This is a genomic window from Bartonella sp. AC158YNML, from assembly GCF_042196725.1.
Classification (GTDB): Bacteria; Pseudomonadota; Alphaproteobacteria; order Rhizobiales; family Rhizobiaceae; genus Bartonella.
Genome location: NZ_JBHIQU010000006.1, coordinates 42,219 through 58,963, shown reverse-complemented (window position 1 = coordinate 58,963; position 16,745 = coordinate 42,219). Strand labels below are relative to the sequence as shown.

General features: G+C 36.9%; 17 protein-coding genes. 12 read left to right on the top strand and 5 right to left on the bottom strand.

The window, feature by feature from the left end; genetic code table 11:
• Nucleotides 1-234: 234 nt before the first annotated feature.
• Together hdaA and ACFIM1_RS04800 are read right to left on the bottom strand one after the other, a co-directional pair.
• The gene (gene hdaA / locus ACFIM1_RS04805; protein WP_375609379.1) at nt 235-924 is read right to left on the bottom strand and encodes a DnaA regulatory inactivator HdaA; all 690 of its coding nucleotides are present in this window, start codon (nt 922-924) and stop codon (nt 235-237) included.
• Nucleotides 921-2,132: an AI-2E family transporter gene (locus ACFIM1_RS04800; RefSeq protein WP_375609378.1), complete on the bottom strand. Its 1,212-nt coding sequence runs from the start codon at nt 2,130-2,132 to the stop codon at nt 921-923. Before ACFIM1_RS04800 ends, hdaA begins: the two co-directional genes overlap by 4 nt.
• Before the next feature lie 158 nt (nt 2,133-2,290).
• Here ACFIM1_RS04800 and purM point away from each other — a divergent pair, with 158 nt between their 5' ends.
• Nucleotides 2,291-3,382, top strand: coding sequence for a phosphoribosylformylglycinamidine cyclo-ligase (purM, locus tag ACFIM1_RS04795; RefSeq protein ID WP_375606627.1), 1,092 nt, complete (start codon nt 2,291-2,293; stop codon nt 3,380-3,382).
• Nucleotides 3,379-3,990 (top strand): phosphoribosylglycinamide formyltransferase, encoded by a 612-nt coding sequence (gene purN / locus ACFIM1_RS04790; RefSeq protein WP_375606628.1) that lies wholly within the window; start codon nt 3,379-3,381, stop codon nt 3,988-3,990. Before purM ends, purN begins: the two co-directional genes overlap by 4 nt.
• Nucleotides 3,991-4,274: 284 nt before the next feature.
• Here the strand turns inward: purN and ACFIM1_RS04785 are convergent, their stop codons facing one another.
• Nucleotides 4,275-6,809 carry a response regulator gene (locus ACFIM1_RS04785; RefSeq protein WP_375609377.1) on the bottom strand — a complete coding sequence of 845 codons (2,535 nt, stop codon included), beginning with the start codon at nt 6,807-6,809 and terminating at the stop codon, nt 4,275-4,277.
• 218 nt (nt 6,810-7,027) lie between these two features.
• On the opposite strand from ACFIM1_RS04785, the gene ACFIM1_RS04780 reads away from it, so the two are divergent.
• A complete protein-coding gene (locus ACFIM1_RS04780; protein ID WP_375608311.1) occupies nt 7,028-7,504 on the top strand; it encodes a hypothetical protein in 477 nt (158 codons plus the stop codon).
• 57 nt (nt 7,505-7,561) lie between these two features.
• Here ACFIM1_RS04780 and dksA read toward each other — a convergent pair whose 3' ends face one another.
• Together dksA and ACFIM1_RS04770 are read right to left on the bottom strand one after the other, a co-directional pair.
• A complete protein-coding gene (gene dksA / locus ACFIM1_RS04775) occupies nt 7,562-7,978 on the bottom strand; it encodes an RNA polymerase-binding protein DksA (RefSeq protein ID WP_015856486.1) in 417 nt (138 codons plus the stop codon).
• A 308-nt stretch (nt 7,979-8,286) separates the two neighbouring features.
• Nucleotides 8,287-8,826: a flavin reductase gene (locus tag ACFIM1_RS04770; protein ID WP_375606632.1), complete on the bottom strand. Its 540-nt coding sequence runs from the start codon at nt 8,824-8,826 to the stop codon at nt 8,287-8,289.
• A 146-nt stretch (nt 8,827-8,972) separates the two neighbouring features.
• Here ACFIM1_RS04770 and rpe point away from each other — a divergent pair, with 146 nt between their 5' ends.
• The 9 genes from rpe (at nt 8,973) to grxD (ending at nt 16,739) form a co-directional block, all read left to right on the top strand.
• Nucleotides 8,973-9,659 (top strand): ribulose-phosphate 3-epimerase, encoded by a 687-nt coding sequence (rpe, locus tag ACFIM1_RS04765; protein ID WP_375608312.1) that lies wholly within the window; start codon nt 8,973-8,975, stop codon nt 9,657-9,659.
• Nucleotides 9,659-10,966 (top strand): adenylosuccinate lyase, encoded by a 1,308-nt coding sequence (gene purB, locus ACFIM1_RS04760; protein WP_375606722.1) that lies wholly within the window; start codon nt 9,659-9,661, stop codon nt 10,964-10,966. The genes rpe and purB overlap by 1 nt, the downstream gene beginning before the upstream one ends.
• A gap of 68 nt (nt 10,967-11,034) precedes the next feature.
• Nucleotides 11,035-11,583 (top strand): RBBP9/YdeN family alpha/beta hydrolase, encoded by a 549-nt coding sequence (locus ACFIM1_RS04755; RefSeq protein ID WP_375606634.1) that lies wholly within the window; start codon nt 11,035-11,037, stop codon nt 11,581-11,583.
• Between the two features lie 173 nt (nt 11,584-11,756).
• Nucleotides 11,757-12,521 (top strand): phosphoribosylaminoimidazolesuccinocarboxamide synthase, encoded by a 765-nt coding sequence (purC, locus tag ACFIM1_RS04750; protein WP_375606723.1) that lies wholly within the window; start codon nt 11,757-11,759, stop codon nt 12,519-12,521.
• Nucleotides 12,522-12,600: 79 nt separating this feature from the next.
• Nucleotides 12,601-12,840 carry a phosphoribosylformylglycinamidine synthase subunit PurS gene (purS, locus tag ACFIM1_RS04745; RefSeq protein ID WP_375606635.1) on the top strand — a complete coding sequence of 80 codons (240 nt, stop codon included), beginning with the start codon at nt 12,601-12,603 and terminating at the stop codon, nt 12,838-12,840.
• A gap of 11 nt (nt 12,841-12,851) precedes the next feature.
• Nucleotides 12,852-13,523: a phosphoribosylformylglycinamidine synthase subunit PurQ gene (gene purQ, locus ACFIM1_RS04740; protein ID WP_375608313.1), complete on the top strand. Its 672-nt coding sequence runs from the start codon at nt 12,852-12,854 to the stop codon at nt 13,521-13,523.
• Nucleotides 13,524-13,804: 281 nt separating this feature from the next.
• On the top strand, nt 13,805-16,015 hold the full coding sequence (gene purL, locus ACFIM1_RS04735) for a phosphoribosylformylglycinamidine synthase subunit PurL (protein WP_375609376.1): 2,211 nt from the start codon (nt 13,805-13,807) through the stop codon (nt 16,013-16,015).
• Nucleotides 16,016-16,074: 59 nt separating this feature from the next.
• Complete coding sequence (locus ACFIM1_RS04730) at nt 16,075-16,308, top strand: BolA/IbaG family iron-sulfur metabolism protein (RefSeq protein WP_375606724.1); 234 nt, start codon at nt 16,075-16,077, stop codon at nt 16,306-16,308.
• Between the two features lie 98 nt (nt 16,309-16,406).
• Entirely contained in the window at nt 16,407-16,739 is a 333-nt protein-coding gene (grxD, locus tag ACFIM1_RS04725; RefSeq protein WP_375606638.1) for a Grx4 family monothiol glutaredoxin, read from the top strand.
• Nucleotides 16,740-16,745 lie beyond the last annotated feature (6 nt).

The following is a 16,745-nucleotide window of genomic DNA, read 5'->3' as shown; positions in this document are numbered from 1 at the left end:
TAAATAAAATAAAGCGCTCTTTTTAGAAAAATTTTCAAATGCGAAGATGAAAAAAATTCAACATCATACAATAAAATCTCAAAGTTATTTAAAATAATCACATGACAAAAGTAAAAAACACTATTTTTCTCTCTTATATAGATATCCAAAAAAGAAAAAATTTAAATGACTTGTCTTTTCACATATTGAAACGATAATAAAAGGTCAGAATAGGTAAGCCGCGATAAAGAGTATTTACGGATTTCTTCTATTCAAAACTTCAGCAATAACAGCACGTGTTATTTTTCTTTTTCTTTGTAATGCCAACTGATCAACAGAATCAATAACACGCTTCAATGAAAATAAAGAACGTTCACAACGACTTACAAGGTAATAAACCGTATCTGGATGTACAATAAGTTGCCTATCGGAAAAAAGCTTAAAAGCAACAGCTGTTAACAATGCATCATCAGGCTGATTAATTTCAACGAACATCACCGAATTAAGACGACTTTTTAGATCATTTAACGTTAAATTCCAAGCGGAAGGAAGTGTTCGTGCCGTCATCAATAAAGTAGCTTGTCGTGCATCAAGATTTGTTTGCTTAATACTGTTAATTAAATGAAAAAGTTCTGTCTCATTGATTTCACCTGTATCAATATCCTCTATTAAAAATGATCTGCCTAAAGAAGCCATAGTAACAGCCTGATCAAGTTCATTGTACTGAATCCTGAAAGCATCTGCTTTTTGGAGCCATATATTAGAAAAGTGCGTTTTTCCAGATCCTTCTTTACCAACTAAAACTGCAATAGGTAAGCTCCAATTGGGCCAGTGATCAATAAGCTGAAAAGCCATACGATTACTTTCCGTTACCACTAAATCCTCAAATTGAAAAATCGGATCATAAGGAAAATTTAAAGATAATTGCGTTTCACACCCATTCATTTTAGCGGCTCCGAATTTCCGCTTCGCGAATACATCTGAGAACTCAGATAAGTATGAAGAGCAAAACGAACTAAAACGCCAACAGCCGCTGCCGCAGGAACAGCAACAAGCATACCAGTAAAACCAAAGAGTGAAGAAAAAGCAAAAAGTGAAAACATCAACCATACGGGATGTAATCCCACTGATGAACCTACAAGCTTGGGTTGAAGAATATAACCTTCAATAAATTGACCAATTAAAAAAAGTGCCATCACAACAATGATTCCTCCCCAATTATTGGGATAAAACTGGACCCATGCAATACCAACAGAAAGGAGCAAACCACTCATTGTGCCGATATAAGGAACAAAGCTAATAAGACCAATAAACATACCCATCAAAAGACTAAAATTGAGTCCTGCAATCGTTAAACCAATAGCATAATAGCCTCCCAATATGAGACAAACTGTTCCTTGTCCACGAACAAAGCCTGCAATAGCTCTATCCATTTCATGAAAAATACTACGGACGGTTTCAAGATGATCACGCGGTATTAACGAATCGATTGCTGTTACCATACGTGGCCAATCTAATAACATATAAAATGCCACCACAGGTGCCACAACAAATAGGCTAACGATATTAACGATAGATTTTCCTGACTTTAAAAGTGAATTCAAAAGAGACGTAATAAAATCCGAACCTTCGCCCAAAAATCCTTTAATATTATTCCGTAATTCATTTGGATCACTTCCAAAATAGCGCCTTAACCAATCAAAATCATGCTCAACAAAAAAGGTTTGAATACGATTAATATAAACAGGTAAACCATCACTCATAAATTGCTGTATTTGCCAACTAATAACAGGAATCAAAATAACTAAAGAAGCAACAAAGGTAATAACAATAAATAAGGTAATAAGGACAGTCCCAAACACACGACGAATACCAAATTTTTCAAGTAATTGAACAATGGGATTGAGAAAATAAGCCAACACAATCCCTGCCACAAAAGGAAGCAAAATCGATCCAAAAACAAACATAAAAAGAATGAAAAAAATCAGCGTACCCAGCCAAAAAAAGATTTGTCTTTTCATATTATTCGGCAACGGTAATTGAGTATACGCTGGCACATAAGTCTTATAACGATCACGAGATGTATTCTCACTCACTTTCTTTCTCATAAGTTTCCAAGAAGACTGTCCGTGATTATCTGATATCTTGCTCATAAAATATCCTAAAAAAAACTTCACAAAGAATTATAAACAACTTCAAAATAAGCTACAAGAAAAGTTGCTTATTTTCTTATCAATATCTCTTGCAGAGAGAACTCTATCATGGCATTGCATAATATCAAAACCTGATTTTCCATTAAAGGAAGGCTCCAATGAGCAATCAAGATCTTATAAAGAATAAATCCAAAGTCGGCCTTACCTACGCAAAAGCCGGTGTAAACATCGATATGGGTAATGCCATGGTAGAAAAAATCAAACCCTTTATACGCGCTACAAAACGAGCCGGAGCAGATGCAGAAATTGGTGGGTTTGGTGGCCTTTTTGATTTAAAAGCCGCTGGCTTTACAGATCCTATCCTCGTAGCAGCCAATGATGGAGTGGGAACAAAATTAAAAATTGCTATCGAAGTAGGTCACCATAATACTGTAGGTATTGATCTCGTTGCTATGTGTGTCAATGATTTACTTGTACAAGGAGCTGAACCGCTTTTTTTTCTGGATTATTTTGCAACTGGAAAGCTCGACCCTGAACAAGGGGCTGCGATTGTTTCTGGTATTGCAGAAGGATGTAAACAAGCCGGTGCTGCTCTTATTGGAGGAGAAACTGCAGAAATGCCAGGAATGTATGCAGAGGGAGATTATGATCTAGCCGGTTTTGCTGTAGGAGCATGCGAACGCAGCAAGCTACTCCCTTCAAAAGATTTGATAGAAGGTGATGTTATATTAGGTCTAAGCTCCTCTGGAATTCATTCCAATGGCTTTTCGCTTGTTCGACGAATCATCCAGCAAAATTATCTCAAATGGAATGACCCTGCCCCTTTTTCCCCTGAAAACAGCCTTGGTATAGCACTTCTTACACCAACACGCATTTATGTAAAATCGCTTCTTCCCATCATGCGAAAATATGAAGGGATTAAAGCTCTTGCTCATATTACGGGTGGAGGCTTTCCTGAAAATATTCCACGTGTCCTTCCATCTTCTCTCTGCGCTGAAATTAATCTTTCTACCATCAATGTTCCAGCAGTATTTTCATGGATTGCCAAACAAGGTAAAATAGAAGAAACAGAAATGTTAAGAACATTCAATTGTGGTATTGGCATGATCATTATCGTAGCACAGCATGCAGCTGAAGCAATTACACAAGCTCTTGAAAGAAAAGGAGAAACTGTAACTCCACTTGGCATTTTAATAAAACGCCAAGATCAAAATAAAGGAATACTTTATAAAGGGGTACTGAATTTATGAAAAAAAAAATTGTCGTTTTTATTTCTGGTAATGGTTCGAATATGGTCGCCCTTGCTCAAGCAAGCCAACAAACGGAATATCCTGCTGAAATTGTCGCTGTTATTTGCGATAATCCGCGTGCAAATGGTATTGAAAAGGCACAAAATCATAACTTACCCATTCATATTGTTGATCGTAAAGTTTACAAAACAAAAGAAGAGCATGAAGAAAATATTTTTACGATTTTAGATCAATATAAACCAGATTTTCTCTGCTTTGCAGGGTATATGCGCCTTATCTCACCACGTTTTGTAAAACTTTATGAAGGACGAATTTTAAACATTCATCCTTCTCTTTTGCCTTCATTTAAAGGCTTAAACACACATGAAAAAGCTTTACAAGCAGGTGTAAAAATTACGGGTTGCACTGTTCATCTTGTTACAGAAGACGTGGATGCAGGAAAAATCCTTGCCCAAGCAGCCGTTCCAGTCTATCCCCATGATACTGCTGAGCGCTTAGCAGAAAGAGTTCTTAAAGTAGAGCATAAACTCTACCCCGAAGCCTTAAAAGCATTTATTGAAGGAAAGAGCAAAATGATAGATACGCAACAACAGCTTTTATCTTTTTGAGTGTATCAACAATCTATTAATCAGCATATTTCAATGCTTTACACATAGTTTCTGCTCAGTATCTACAATTGAAAATCTCTATGAAATGTTGACATAATAGAGCCCATCTCTTCAATAAATTTTTGCACAAAACATGTGATTTTTTTGAATTTTATTTCATTTTCAAAATTCTTCTTCTTTATTTAATTCTATGACATTATCATAAGCTCTATTTATCAAAATGCTCTCGTATTTAGCCTAAAAAATCTTAAAATACGCACTTTTTCTATTGCATAAATTTTTGCTCATGACGAAAGTGTTTCTTTAACTGTTACAGCTAACTGTTTGAGTGTAAAAGGTTTAGATAAAAAACCAAAAACAGCATCTTGTGGAAGATTTTTAGCAAAAGCATCTTTTGCATATCCAGAAACGAAAAGAAATTTGATACCAGGATAGTTTTTACGGACTTCCTTCAATAAAGTGGGCCCATCCATTTCTGGCATCACCACATCGGAAACAATAATATCAACATCTCCTTTTTGTTCCTCAAGAATAGAGAGTGCTTCCACCCCACTTGCAGCCTCTAAAACCGTATATCCTCTCATTTGAAGAGCTCTTACCCCCCCCATTCTGACCGCATCTTCATCTTCAACCAATAAAACAGTCGCAGATCCTGTTAAGTCTATATTTTTATCTTTCTCTTCATCTTTTTCAACCTTTTGAGAAATTTCTCCTTTTATATTGGGGATATAACGGGGAAGAAAAATATGAAATGTTGCTCCTTCACCTTCTTTACTTTCACAATAAATATACCCACCGCTCTGCTTGATAATTCCATAAACCATTGATAAACCAAGTCCTGTTCCTTTTCCAACTTCTTTTGTTGTAAAAAATGGCTCAAACATTTTTTCTTGTATAGCAGCAGATATACCAGCTCCTGTATCTGAAATAATCAATTGCACATACTCGCCAATTGCTAATCCAAGATGATTAAATTCAGCACTTTGTTGCTTTGTAATATTATTTGTCGCAATCGTAACAATACCTCCATCTAACATGGCATCACGCGCATTAATAACCAAATTCATAATAACACGCTGAAAAGATGCTTGATCAACTTCAACGCTCCACAAATCTCTTCCATGAATAATTTTTAACTGAATATTATTACCCAAAAGTGGTAAAATAAGATTGCGAATGTCTGATAAAAACTCTGTAAAATCAACTTCTTCAGGTCGAAGTGTTTGCTTTCTAGAAAAAGCTAATAATTGCTGTACAAGAGCAGCTGCACGATTAGCATTATTTTTAATATTGATCAGATCAGCATGAGCAGGATCAGAACTACGATGCGTATTTAAAAGAAGATCACACGACATTAAAATTGCTGTTAAAACATTATTAAAATCATGAGCAATGCCGCCAGCTAATTGTCCTACAGCTTGCATCTTCTGACTTTGCATCATTTTATCTTCAAGAGTTTTTTGTTCGGTTGTTTCAATCACAGAGATAATAAGCAAATCTTGCAATACATCACCATGATAGGGCGGTACAGACATAATATGGAGCCGTAAATGGCATTCTTCATTTTTTTCTAAAACAGTTTCTAGAGAAACAAAATAATTTTTATTTGTTGCAATTCTCTGAAAAGAACGCTCTAACTGCACACAATCACGACGAGAAATAACATCATAAAAATTGACAGCTTTGTCCATACATCCCGTGAGTAATGAAAAAGCTTTATTCATATGAACCAATTGCCCTGCATGATCCACCACGGCTATTGCAAAAGGACTCGCATCAAAATATTCTCCTAATATACGGGGTAATTTTAATTGATCGTCCTCTTCTTTTTGTATTTGTTGTGGAATGATCACAATACGATAAATAGCCTCCTCTTCTAAGAGAGAAGAAACAGATATAAGACAATGGAATATTTTCTCACAAGTCGTGTGTGAATTTAAACATAACGAAAGCCTATAAGGTAAAGAGTAACCTGAACTTTGATATCTGTTGGTTTGTAAACAGATATCACTCCATGAGCTCTTAGCGCCAACGCTATCAAATAACAAATCAAAATTATATTGACCAATTGAGAAATTAGCTAAATCAATTGAAAACCATTCTGCAAAAGTCGCATTGGCATAAAGAATAGTTCCTTGTCTATTAACGGATACAAAACCAATAGAAGCTTGATCCAAGTGATTGATAGCCTCTTGAAGGTTCGAGAAAAAAACTTCTCGCGTTTGTTGTAAGTGCGAAATATCAGTAATACGCCAAAATAAAAGCTTTTTTTTCTGTTTTGTGATAGGTTGAATGGAAATATTATACCAAACAGACTTTTTTGGTGTAGAATCGGTAAAAATTGGCTGTTCTACTCTTAATTCCTCTTGCGCTGCAAGATTATTACAGGCTGCAACCTTTAAGCGGTACGAGAGGGCACCAGCTCCTGGAAGATCCGCAATAACCCTATAACAAGACACTTCAGGCCTATAGGTCAGAATTTTTCGATAGTTTTGATTAGAATAATAAACAAAACCAGAAAGATCAGAGATTACAATTGCATCATCGCTCCTATTAAAGATGCTAAAATCAAAATCTTCATGCGACCATACATGATATCTTAAAATTCCCATTCCACACAAAACGAGTGTTGCAACACCGATCATTGCTAGAATCAAAAAAGATATTGATATCGCCTGTTGCAAATAGTTTTGTGTATAAAAAAAACCTAAAATACCCACAATGAAAAGAAAACCTAATACAAAAACAACACCAAAAATAACAACTCTCCGATGAAACGAAGACGCTGATCTTTCATTATTCTCAAAATCTTTATCCATCTCTCTTTGCCTTAGCTTATAGCTATTTCTTATGTCACAAAACTTCCTTTATATTCGTTGTTATGTTGTTATAAAGTATATACTATGATATTATCTAAGATAAGATCGCTTAATATTCAAAAGTTTATTTCTTACGTTATAAGTGAACCTTTTGAGGGTATGTTTATAAATTTATCTCAATAAAAAATAATATTTCCATACAAAATGGGAGAAAATCTATGTATATCTGGTTATCAGAGCAAATAGGTGTATCTGCGGCAAACATAACGATAAGCTTTTTGATTTTTTTAATAACAATCGCAGCTATTACCATAATTATCGTATTTTTACGCCGTTTAAATACAAGAAGATTCAACATTAATAGAAAAAAAAGCCTATCGCGATTAGCATTATGTGAAGTAATTTCTATAGATCGAGCACGCCGCCTTGTTTTAATCCGTTGCGATAATAAAGAACATTTGCTCCTTATTGGTGGATTAACAGATATGGTTGTAGAATCCGATATTACCGGTACATCCAAAATACAAAAGAGAGAAACACACACACATCTAAATTCCACCCCTACAGAAAGAAACGATATATCGGATAAAAGTCCCTCTCCTTTTACGAATCAAGCGGTAAAAGATTCAGCCATCACCGCCGAAATTGAGGGGCGGCAAGAACCATCTTTATTCATTCCTACCCCTCAAAAATAAAAATATACAATTTTATCACCACGAATTTCGTTTGTTTATCATCTTAATAACCTTACCTTAATCATCGCGATAAACTCTTTCACGTCGTTCGTGACGTTCTTGCGCTTCCAATGACAAAACGGCTATCGGCCGAGCCTCAAGACGCTTTATACTAATGGGTTCGCCGGTTTCTTCACAAAAACCGTATGTCCCATTATCAATGCGCTCTAAAGCAGCATCTATTTTTGAAATAAGTTTCCTCTGACGATCACGAGCACGTAATTCGATTGTACGATCAGTTTCACAAGAAGCCCGATCAGTCAAATCGGGTTGACCAACATTCTCTTCCTGCAAATTTTCCAAAGTCTCACGAGCTTCTTTTAATATATCATTCTTCCAAGAAACCAATTTAGCACGAAAATACGCCTTTTGCCGCTCATTCATAAAAGGCTCATCTTCACTAGGGCGATATTGACCATCAATCTCTTCGCTCATGCAATAAAAAACCTCCACATATGCTATGTGCGGTCTATATATTGTGCAATACCCATCAACACAAGAGTAAAATGTTTTTTCATAACAATCAACGAATATATCTAAATGCACTGTTTAGGTTTTATCGCTTTTTTATGTAGATTGAACTCTTGATTAAATCTCATCCAGAATCATTTTTCTCGCTTATTGAAAAACCTTAAAAAGAAGGAAATCAGATATCAGAGCCATCTCTCCCCTACTCTCTACATTGTTTAAAATCTAAATGAAGCAACAATAAATCATTTCATCAATGCAAAAAAATAAAATCTTTATAAAGGCAAAGTGTGATATTCACGTTTCAAATACATCAGAGCATCTTTTTCTTTATTACAGTTAATTGCAACAACCTCACCAATCAAAACACAATGAGTTGCGTGTTCGTGCCAACAAATCAAACGACAATCAAACGACGCTAGAGCGTCTGAAAGACTAGGCGCCCCCGTTTGCAAAGCTCCCCATTGAGCAACATCAAAACGCTCATTTTGTGTAGAATTGCAACGCCTCGAAAAAACATCCGCTAATGAGCGATGTTTTCCTGCCAAGCTATTAACACAAAAATTTCCATTCTCCATAAACACCTGATTCTTTAAATTATGACGCATAAGACAAACAAGAAGGGTTGGAGGATTATCAGATAAAGAACAACACGCCGAAACAGTCACCCCGCGTCTTCCCTTAATACCATTTGTTGTCACAATATGCACAGCTCCTGCAAAAAGACTCATGGCATCTCGATATTCTTGGGAAGAAACCGCAATAGTATGTTTATGTTGAAGTTCAGGCATCAAATATGTTTTATGATTCGACATATCTTTCACTTATAAAGCTTTAAAATTTCAAGCGATCTTTCCATAAAAAGACCTATAATACATATTTTTTCTTTTCCGTCATAACACAAAAAATATTTGTGTATACACAGCGATATGATAAAAACTGCCAATCTAAGGAGATTTTAATGCCCCATGCTCATCTCATTTCACCTTCTCTCTTGGCTTCTGATTTTTCTAAACTTGGACAAGAAATGTTAGATGTTGTTGATGCTGGTGCAGATTGGCTTCATCTTGATATTATGGATGGGCACTTTGTTCCTAACATCACCTTTGGTCCTGAAATCGTCAAAGCTCTGCGCCCATTAACAAAAGCAATATTTGATGTCCACCTGATGATCGCACCAGTAGACCCTTATTTAGAAGCTTTTGCAAAAGCAGGTTCAGATATTATAACTATTCATGCTGAAGCAGGTCCACATCTTCATCGTTCACTCCAAACAATCAAAAAAATGGGGAAAAAAGCAGGAATCGCACTCAATCCAAGCACCCCTGAACATATGCTTGAATATTTGCTTGATCAATTAGATCTCATTCTCATCATGACGGTCAATCCCGGTTTTGGTGGACAAAGTTTTATTCCAGAAATAAAAGATAAAATTAAGCGCGTTAAAAGCATGATTGCAAACCGCCCTATTGACCTTGAAGTTGATGGTGGTATCACCGTTGATACAATTGGGATAGCTGCAAAAGCTGGTGCAAATGTATTTGTCGCAGGCTCTGCAATTTATAAAGATGGAAATAAAGAGCTTTACAAAACACGTATTAGTGCATTGCGCCAAGCCGCAATCCTCTCACAACAAGGAAAAAAATGATGATCGCACGTTATTCTCGCCCTGCAATGGTAACAATTTGGTCTCCCGAAACAAAATATCGTATTTGGTTTGAAATAGAAGCCCATGCCTGTGATGCCCTTGCTCACTTAGGGATTATTCCGAAAGAAGCCGCCAAAGTCATTTGGGAAAAAGGGGCAGCAGCTAAATTTGATGTCAATCGCATTGATGAAATTGAAGCAATTACCAAACATGATGTTATCGCATTTCTAACCCACCTCGCTGAATTCATTGGACCAGAAGCACGTTTTATCCACCAAGGTATGACATCATCTGATGTTCTCGATACAACGCTGAACATTCAATTGATGCGTGCGAGTGATATTTTGCTAGAGGATATAGATCAACTTCTTGAAGCATTAAAAAGACGTGCTTTTGAGCATAAAGAAACAATCACCATTGGGCGGAGTCATGGCATTCATGCTGAACCGACAACTTTTGGAATCAAGTTTGCTCTTGCATACGCTGAATTTTCCCGTTGTCGCAAACGTCTTCTTGCCGCACGAGAAGAAATTTCTACTTGCGCGATTTCAGGAGCTGTAGGAACTTTTGCTAATATCGATCCACGCGTTGAAGAACATGTAGCAAAAGCCTTGAGGATGCGTGCTGAACCGGTTTCCACCCAAGTAATACCAAGAGATCGTCATGCTATGTTTTTTGCAACACTTGGTGTTATTGCTTCCTCTATTGAAAGGCTAGCAATAGAAATACGCCATTTACAACGAACAGAAGTTCTTGAAGCAGAGGAACATTTCTCACCTGGGCAAAAAGGTTCATCGGCAATGCCTCATAAACGTAATCCAGTTTTAACAGAAAATTTAACTGGACTAGCCCGTATGGTACGTGCATTTGCACTCCCCGCCATGGAAAATGTAGCTCTTTGGCATGAACGTGATATTTCCCATTCATCTGTTGAGCGTTATATTGCTCCAGATGCGACGATTACACTTGATTTTGCTCTTTCTCGCCTCACATCTGTCATTGAAAATCTCATTGTCTATCCAGAAAATATGCAAAAAAATCTCAATAAATTCCGCGGTCTTGTTCACTCACAACGGGTTCTTTTAGCACTCACACAAGCAGGGATTAGTCGTGAAGATTCTTATCGGATTGTACAACGAAATGCGATGAAAGTTTGGGAACAAGGAAAAGATTTTTTAGAAGAACTCCTCAACGACAAAGATGTTACCAAAGCTTTAAGTGAAGAAGAACTTCGCGAAAAATTTGATCTTTCTTACCACACCAAACATATAAATACGATTTTTAAACGTGTTTTTGAAGAACAATAAAGCGACATAGAAAACCAAAATCCATTCCACCTATGATCAAAAATCTGTTGTAACAAAGAAAACAATTTATGAAAGCAAATCAACTCGATATTCTTATTGTTCCTGGCTACAAAGGATCTGGTCCAGATCATTGGCAAACACGCTGGGAAAAAAAATTGTCGACAGCCCGCCGCATTGAACAACTCCATTGGTCAAAGCCTGTTTGTGAAGAGTGGGTTAACAAAGTTAAAACCGCCATCGCAAAAGCTCAAAGGCCTGTTATGCTTATTGCTCATTCATTAGGAGTTCCCAGTGTTATTCATGCAACTGTACAAAATACAGAAAAAATTTGTGGCGCTTTCTTTGTTGCACCTCCAGATGTCGCCAATGAAAAAATACGTCCCAAACATTTAATGACATTTGGCCCCTATCATCGCCAAAAGCTTTCTTTTCCTTCTATTGTCATAGCCAGTCGCAACGATGAGTTTTGTCAATTTTCAGTAGCAGAAAAAATTGCCAATGATTGGGGATCACTCTTTGTTGATGCTGGGTATTCTGGCCATATTAACGCAGAATCCGGACACGGACCTTGGCCTGAAGGGCTTATGGTCCTCTCTCACTTTCTTGCAAAAATTTGATCCAAAAGAGATGATCTTCTTTCTCACCGCTTATGTATCTTCACCTTTGGATAAACGTGTAATGACAAAAATTATAAAAGTATCATAGCAATATCATTGAGAAATTCTATCAATTAGGATAGTATCATTTATCAATGTTATTAAAAACCTCTCAAGATAAATAGAGAATCATGATGAATCGTCGCCACCGTATTTATGAAGGCAAGGCTAAAATTTTATATGAAGGACCTGAACCAGGGACTTATATTCAGTTTTTTAAAGATGATGCAACTGCCTTTAATGCAAAAAAACATGAAATTATCGATGGAAAGGGGGTTTTAAACAACCGAATTTCGGAACATATTTTTAGCCATCTTGGACGTTTGGGCATCCCAACACATTTTATCAAACGTATAAACATGCGCGAACAGCTTATTAAAGCGGTGGAAATCATTCCGTTGGAAGTTGTTGTTCGCAATGTTGCTGCCGGCTCTCTTGCTAAGCGTTTAGGACTGGAAGAAGGAACCCCGCTTCCGCAATCCATCATTGAATTCTACTATAAAAATGATTCTCTCGATGATCCTATGGTAACGGAAGAACATATCACAACTTTTGGGTGGGCTGTCCCACAAGAGATAGAAGATATCATGCAACTTTCAATTCGTATTAATGATTTTCTTTCTGGGCTTTTTGCCGGTGTTAACATCCAATTAATTGATTTTAAAATGGAATTTGGTCGCCTGTGGGAAGATGAAACAATGCGCATTGTTCTTGCTGATGAAATCTCTCCTGATTCTGCACGACTATGGGATATGCACACACAAGAAAAAATGGATAAAGACCGTTTTCGTCGTGATATGGGTGGGCTTATTAATGCCTATCAAGAAGTTGCCAAACGTCTTGGTATTATGAATGAAAATGAACCTACACGACCAAGTGGTCCCGTTCTCGTAAAATAAAAACAAGGTAAAATATTATCACCTTATATAAATACCCCCTCTTCAAAGGAGAGGTTCTTTTAACAACAGGAAGCAAAAAATGAAAGCACGCATTACAGTTACTTTAAGAGAAAGCGTTCTTGATCCACAAGGAGAAGCAATTGTTGGTGCTTTAAAAAGTTTAGCTTTCGAGGGCATTCATTCCATTCGTCAAGGAAAGGTTTTTGATATTGTTCTTGATGATCTACCTTCTGAAAGCGCAAAGAAAAAACTTAACCAGATGTGTGAAGAGTTACTCGTAAATACTGTCATCGAAAATTATACAATCGAACTTCTTTAAGTGGAACGCTCATGAAAACTGCTATCATTCAACTTCCTGGATTAAATCGTGACCGAGATATGATTGCAGCATTACATCATATAACGGGAGTTGAACCACTAAAAATTTGGCAAACAGAAACAACAATTCCAGATGTAGATGTTATTATTATTCCTGGTGGTTTTTCTTATGGCGACTACTTAAGGTGTGGCGCTATTGGAGCGCGAACCCCTATCTTAAAGGCCATTCGTGAAAAAGCACAAGAAGGGACTACAATAATAGGGATCTGTAATGGATTTCAAATTTTGTTGGAAGCTGGATTATTACCCGGTACTTTAATGCGTAACGCTTCTTTAAAATTTGTTTGTCGTGAAATCAAACTTGAAGTCGTCAACGCCAAGACAAAATTTTCTCGATATTATTCTAAAGGACAAATTATTCGTTGTCCCGTTGCCCATCACGATGGGAATTATTTTGTTGATAGTGAAACATTAAAAAAAATGGAAGATAATCAACAAATTGTTTTTCGTTATGCAGAAAATACAAATCCTAATGGCTCAATGAAAGATATTGCTGGTATTGTTAATAAAGCTGGTAATATTCTTGGTATGATGCCTCATCCTGAAAACTTTATTGAACCCGCTCATGGAGGTGTTGACGGTCGTTTACTTTTTCAAAGTGCTTTAGAGTTAGCAAATGGATGATACCGCAAAATTCTTGTGCTCCATAATTATAAAAAACAAAGGTCTATATCTTGCGTCGTAAATCCATGAACGGAATTATTCACAAACAACAATGGATATTATTTTCTAAATACATAATTATTTAAGATCGTTTTTGGTCTTAAATCCCATCAAACAAACGAATAAAATCTTCAGCTTACGGTCTATGAATATTTTTATTATTAAACAACATTATTGCTTATAATAGCTGCTAGATAGAAACTAAAATGCTAAATTTCAGTTAATTTAACGGATAAATACTCATGAAGCCTTGCGATAACATCACTATTACACCAGAGCTCATTGCACAACACGGGCTAAAAGAAGATGAATATCAACGTATCCTGACGTTAATCGGTAGAGAGCCAACATTTACTGAACTAGGAATTTTTTCTGCAATGTGGAACGAACATTGTTCTTATAAATCCTCTAAAAAATGGCTAAAAACTCTTCCAACAGAAGGAAAGTGTGTCATTCAAGGGCCTGGTGAAAATGCTGGCGTTGTTGATATTGGTGAAGGGGAATGTGTGGTTTTTAAAATGGAAAGCCATAACCATCCTTCTTATATTGAACCTTATCAAGGTGCAGCAACAGGTGTTGGTGGTATTTTACGTGATGTCTTCACAATGGGAGCCCGTCCTGTCGCCGCTATGAATGCATTGCGATTTGGCGCTCCTGATCATCCACGAACACGCCATCTTGTTTCCGGTGTTGTTTCTGGTATTGGTGGTTACAGCAATGCTTTTGGCGTTCCAACGGTTGGTGGAGAAGTAAATTTTGATGAGCGTTATAATGGCAATATCCTTGTTAACGCTTTTGTAGCCGGTATTGCAAAGACAGACGCCCTTTTTTATTCTAAAGCGCAAGGCATCGGACTCCCTGTTGTTTATCTTGGGGCAAAAACAGGGCGAGATGGTGTCGGTGGAGCAACAATGGCTTCTGCTGAATTCGATGATTCAATCAGTGAAAAACGTCCAACCGTTCAAGTCGGTGATCCTTTTACAGAAAAGTGTCTTCTTGAAGCATGTTTAGAGCTCATGGAACTTGGAGCTGTGGTTGCTATTCAAGATATGGGAGCTGCAGGTCTCACCTCTTCTGCCGTTGAAATGGGTGCAAAAGGCAATCTAGGAATACAGCTTAATCTTGATGCAGTTCCCGTTCGTGAAGAAAACATGACAGCCTATGAAATGATGCTTTCTGAAAGCCAAGAGCGTATGCTCATGGTTCTTAAACCAGAGTTAGAAAAGCAAGCAGCAGCAATTTTTCATAAATGGGGGCTCCATTTTTCCATTATTGGAAAAACAACCAATGATCTACGTTTCCGTGTATTTCATCAAGGGAAAGAAGTTGTTAATCTTCCCATCAAAGAACTTGGTGATGAAGCACCTGTTTATGACCGTCCTTGGAGTGAACCTGCAAAAAAAACACTCCTGAAAACAGAAGACGTCAAAAAAGTTAACAATCTTGGTGATGCGCTTTTGAGCTTATTGAATTCTGCTGATCAAAGTTCACGACGATGGATTTATGAACAATATGATACCCTTATCCAAGGAAATAGCCTTATCCGCCCAGGAGGCGATGCAGGCGTTATCCGTGTAGGCAACAATAGCAAACGTGCTCTTGCTTTTTCTTCTGATGTAACACCTCGCTATTGTGAAGCAGACCCTTATGAGGGAGGAAAACAAGCTGTCGCAGAATGTTGGCGAAATATTAGTACGACAGGTGCAACGCCGTTGGCTGCTACAGATAATCTCAATTTTGGTAACCCTGAAAAACCTGAAATTATGGGACAACTGGTCTTGGCTATTAAAGGGATAGGGGAAGCTTGTAGAATCCTCGATTTCCCTATCGTTTCAGGCAATGTTTCTCTTTACAACGAAACAAATGGAGAAGCTATTCTTCCAACCCCTACAATTGCTGGTGTAGGACTTCTTGGTGATTGGTCTAAAATGGTAACAATAAAGGGGATGCAAAATGGAGATTATATTGTTTTAGTGGGAGATTGCGGTTCTCATTTAGGACAATCAATCTATGCGCGAAACATTTTAAATATTGATGCAGGTGCCCCCCCTCACGTAGATTTACAACTTGAAAAAAAGCATGGTCAATTTGTTCGAGATGTCATACATCGTGGTTTTGTTCACGCCGCCCATGATCTTTCTGATGGAGGATTAGCGATTGCGCTTGCAGAAATGGTCATTAAAGCAGGTAAAGGGATCAAAACAAAATTAAGCAACCAATCACCAGAACATGCAGAACTTTTTGGAGAAGACCAAGGACGTTATCTTTTAGCAGTCAAACCTGAAGCACTCAATAGCCTTAAAGAGCTCGCACAAATAAGTGCAGTTTCTTTAATAGAGCTAGGTAACGTTGCAGGTGATGCACTTGATATAGATGGAATACTAAAACTTTCTATAGACAAACTCACAAAAGCCTATGAAAACTGGTTTCCACAATTTATGGATGAAGAGTAAAAATTGTTTTTTCTCTTAAACAGCCTTTATAAAAAAATGAATAACATAGGAGAATAATGATGGCGATGAGTGCCCATGCAATTGAAACGCTTATTCGTGAAAGTATTCCTGATGCTATTGTAATAGTTCGTGATCTTGCTGGAGATGGAGAACATTATGCTGCAGAAGTTATTTCTGAAAGTTTTCGTGGTAAAACCCGTGTTCAACAACATAAAATGGTTTATGATGCCCTTAAAGGCAATATGGGAAATGACCTTCATGCCTTAATGTTGCAAACAAATATTCCAAAATAATCTAAAATTTCTTCTTGCATTCACACATTTAATACGATTAAAAACAGTATGAATATAAATTACACACTGATAAAAATCTGAAATATCGAGGGATAAAAATGACCACTGTTCATGATTTTATTGATAACGAGATTAAAACAAACGACGTCATTTTATTCATGAAAGGAACACCTGACGCTCCGCAATGCGGGTTTTCAGGACAAGTTGTTCAAATCCTTGATTATTTAGGATTGAATTATAAAGGGATTAATATCTTAACTTCTAACGAATTGCGTCAAGGGATTAAAGATTACTCGAATTGGCCAACAATTCCACAGCTTTATATCAAAGGTGAATTTATCGGAGGCTGTGATATTGTTAAAGAGATGTTTCAAAACAATGAGTTACAGGAACTTTTGAAAGAAAAAAATATTCCCTGCAATCAATCATAGGTATCT

What these genes read in the sequence shown, in the direction of transcription:
- hdaA (WP_375609379.1), bottom strand. Translation starts at nt 924, where the DNA reads ATGAATGGGTGTGAAACGCAATTATCTTTAAATTTTCCTTATGATCCG.
- ACFIM1_RS04800 (WP_375609378.1), bottom strand. Translation starts at nt 2,132, where the DNA reads ATGAGCAAGATATCAGATAATCACGGACAGTCTTCTTGGAAACTTATG.
- purM (WP_375606627.1), top strand. Translation starts at nt 2,291, where the DNA reads ATGAGCAATCAAGATCTTATAAAGAATAAATCCAAAGTCGGCCTTACC.
- purN (WP_375606628.1), top strand. Translation starts at nt 3,379, where the DNA reads ATGAAAAAAAAAATTGTCGTTTTTATTTCTGGTAATGGTTCGAATATG.
- ACFIM1_RS04785 (WP_375609377.1), bottom strand. Translation starts at nt 6,809, where the DNA reads ATGGATAAAGATTTTGAGAATAATGAAAGATCAGCGTCTTCGTTTCAT.
- ACFIM1_RS04780 (WP_375608311.1), top strand. Translation starts at nt 7,028, where the DNA reads ATGTATATCTGGTTATCAGAGCAAATAGGTGTATCTGCGGCAAACATA.
- dksA (WP_015856486.1), bottom strand. Translation starts at nt 7,978, where the DNA reads ATGAGCGAAGAGATTGATGGTCAATATCGCCCTAGTGAAGATGAGCCT.
- ACFIM1_RS04770 (WP_375606632.1), bottom strand. Translation starts at nt 8,826, where the DNA reads ATGTCGAATCATAAAACATATTTGATGCCTGAACTTCAACATAAACAT.
- rpe (WP_375608312.1), top strand. Translation starts at nt 8,973, where the DNA reads ATGCCCCATGCTCATCTCATTTCACCTTCTCTCTTGGCTTCTGATTTT.
- purB (WP_375606722.1), top strand. Translation starts at nt 9,659, where the DNA reads ATGATCGCACGTTATTCTCGCCCTGCAATGGTAACAATTTGGTCTCCC.
- ACFIM1_RS04755 (WP_375606634.1), top strand. Translation starts at nt 11,035, where the DNA reads ATGAAAGCAAATCAACTCGATATTCTTATTGTTCCTGGCTACAAAGGA.
- purC (WP_375606723.1), top strand. Translation starts at nt 11,757, where the DNA reads ATGAATCGTCGCCACCGTATTTATGAAGGCAAGGCTAAAATTTTATAT.
- purS (WP_375606635.1), top strand. Translation starts at nt 12,601, where the DNA reads ATGAAAGCACGCATTACAGTTACTTTAAGAGAAAGCGTTCTTGATCCA.
- purQ (WP_375608313.1), top strand. Translation starts at nt 12,852, where the DNA reads ATGAAAACTGCTATCATTCAACTTCCTGGATTAAATCGTGACCGAGAT.
- purL (WP_375609376.1), top strand. Translation starts at nt 13,805, where the DNA reads ATGAAGCCTTGCGATAACATCACTATTACACCAGAGCTCATTGCACAA.
- ACFIM1_RS04730 (WP_375606724.1), top strand. Translation starts at nt 16,075, where the DNA reads ATGGCGATGAGTGCCCATGCAATTGAAACGCTTATTCGTGAAAGTATT.
- grxD (WP_375606638.1), top strand. Translation starts at nt 16,407, where the DNA reads ATGACCACTGTTCATGATTTTATTGATAACGAGATTAAAACAAACGAC.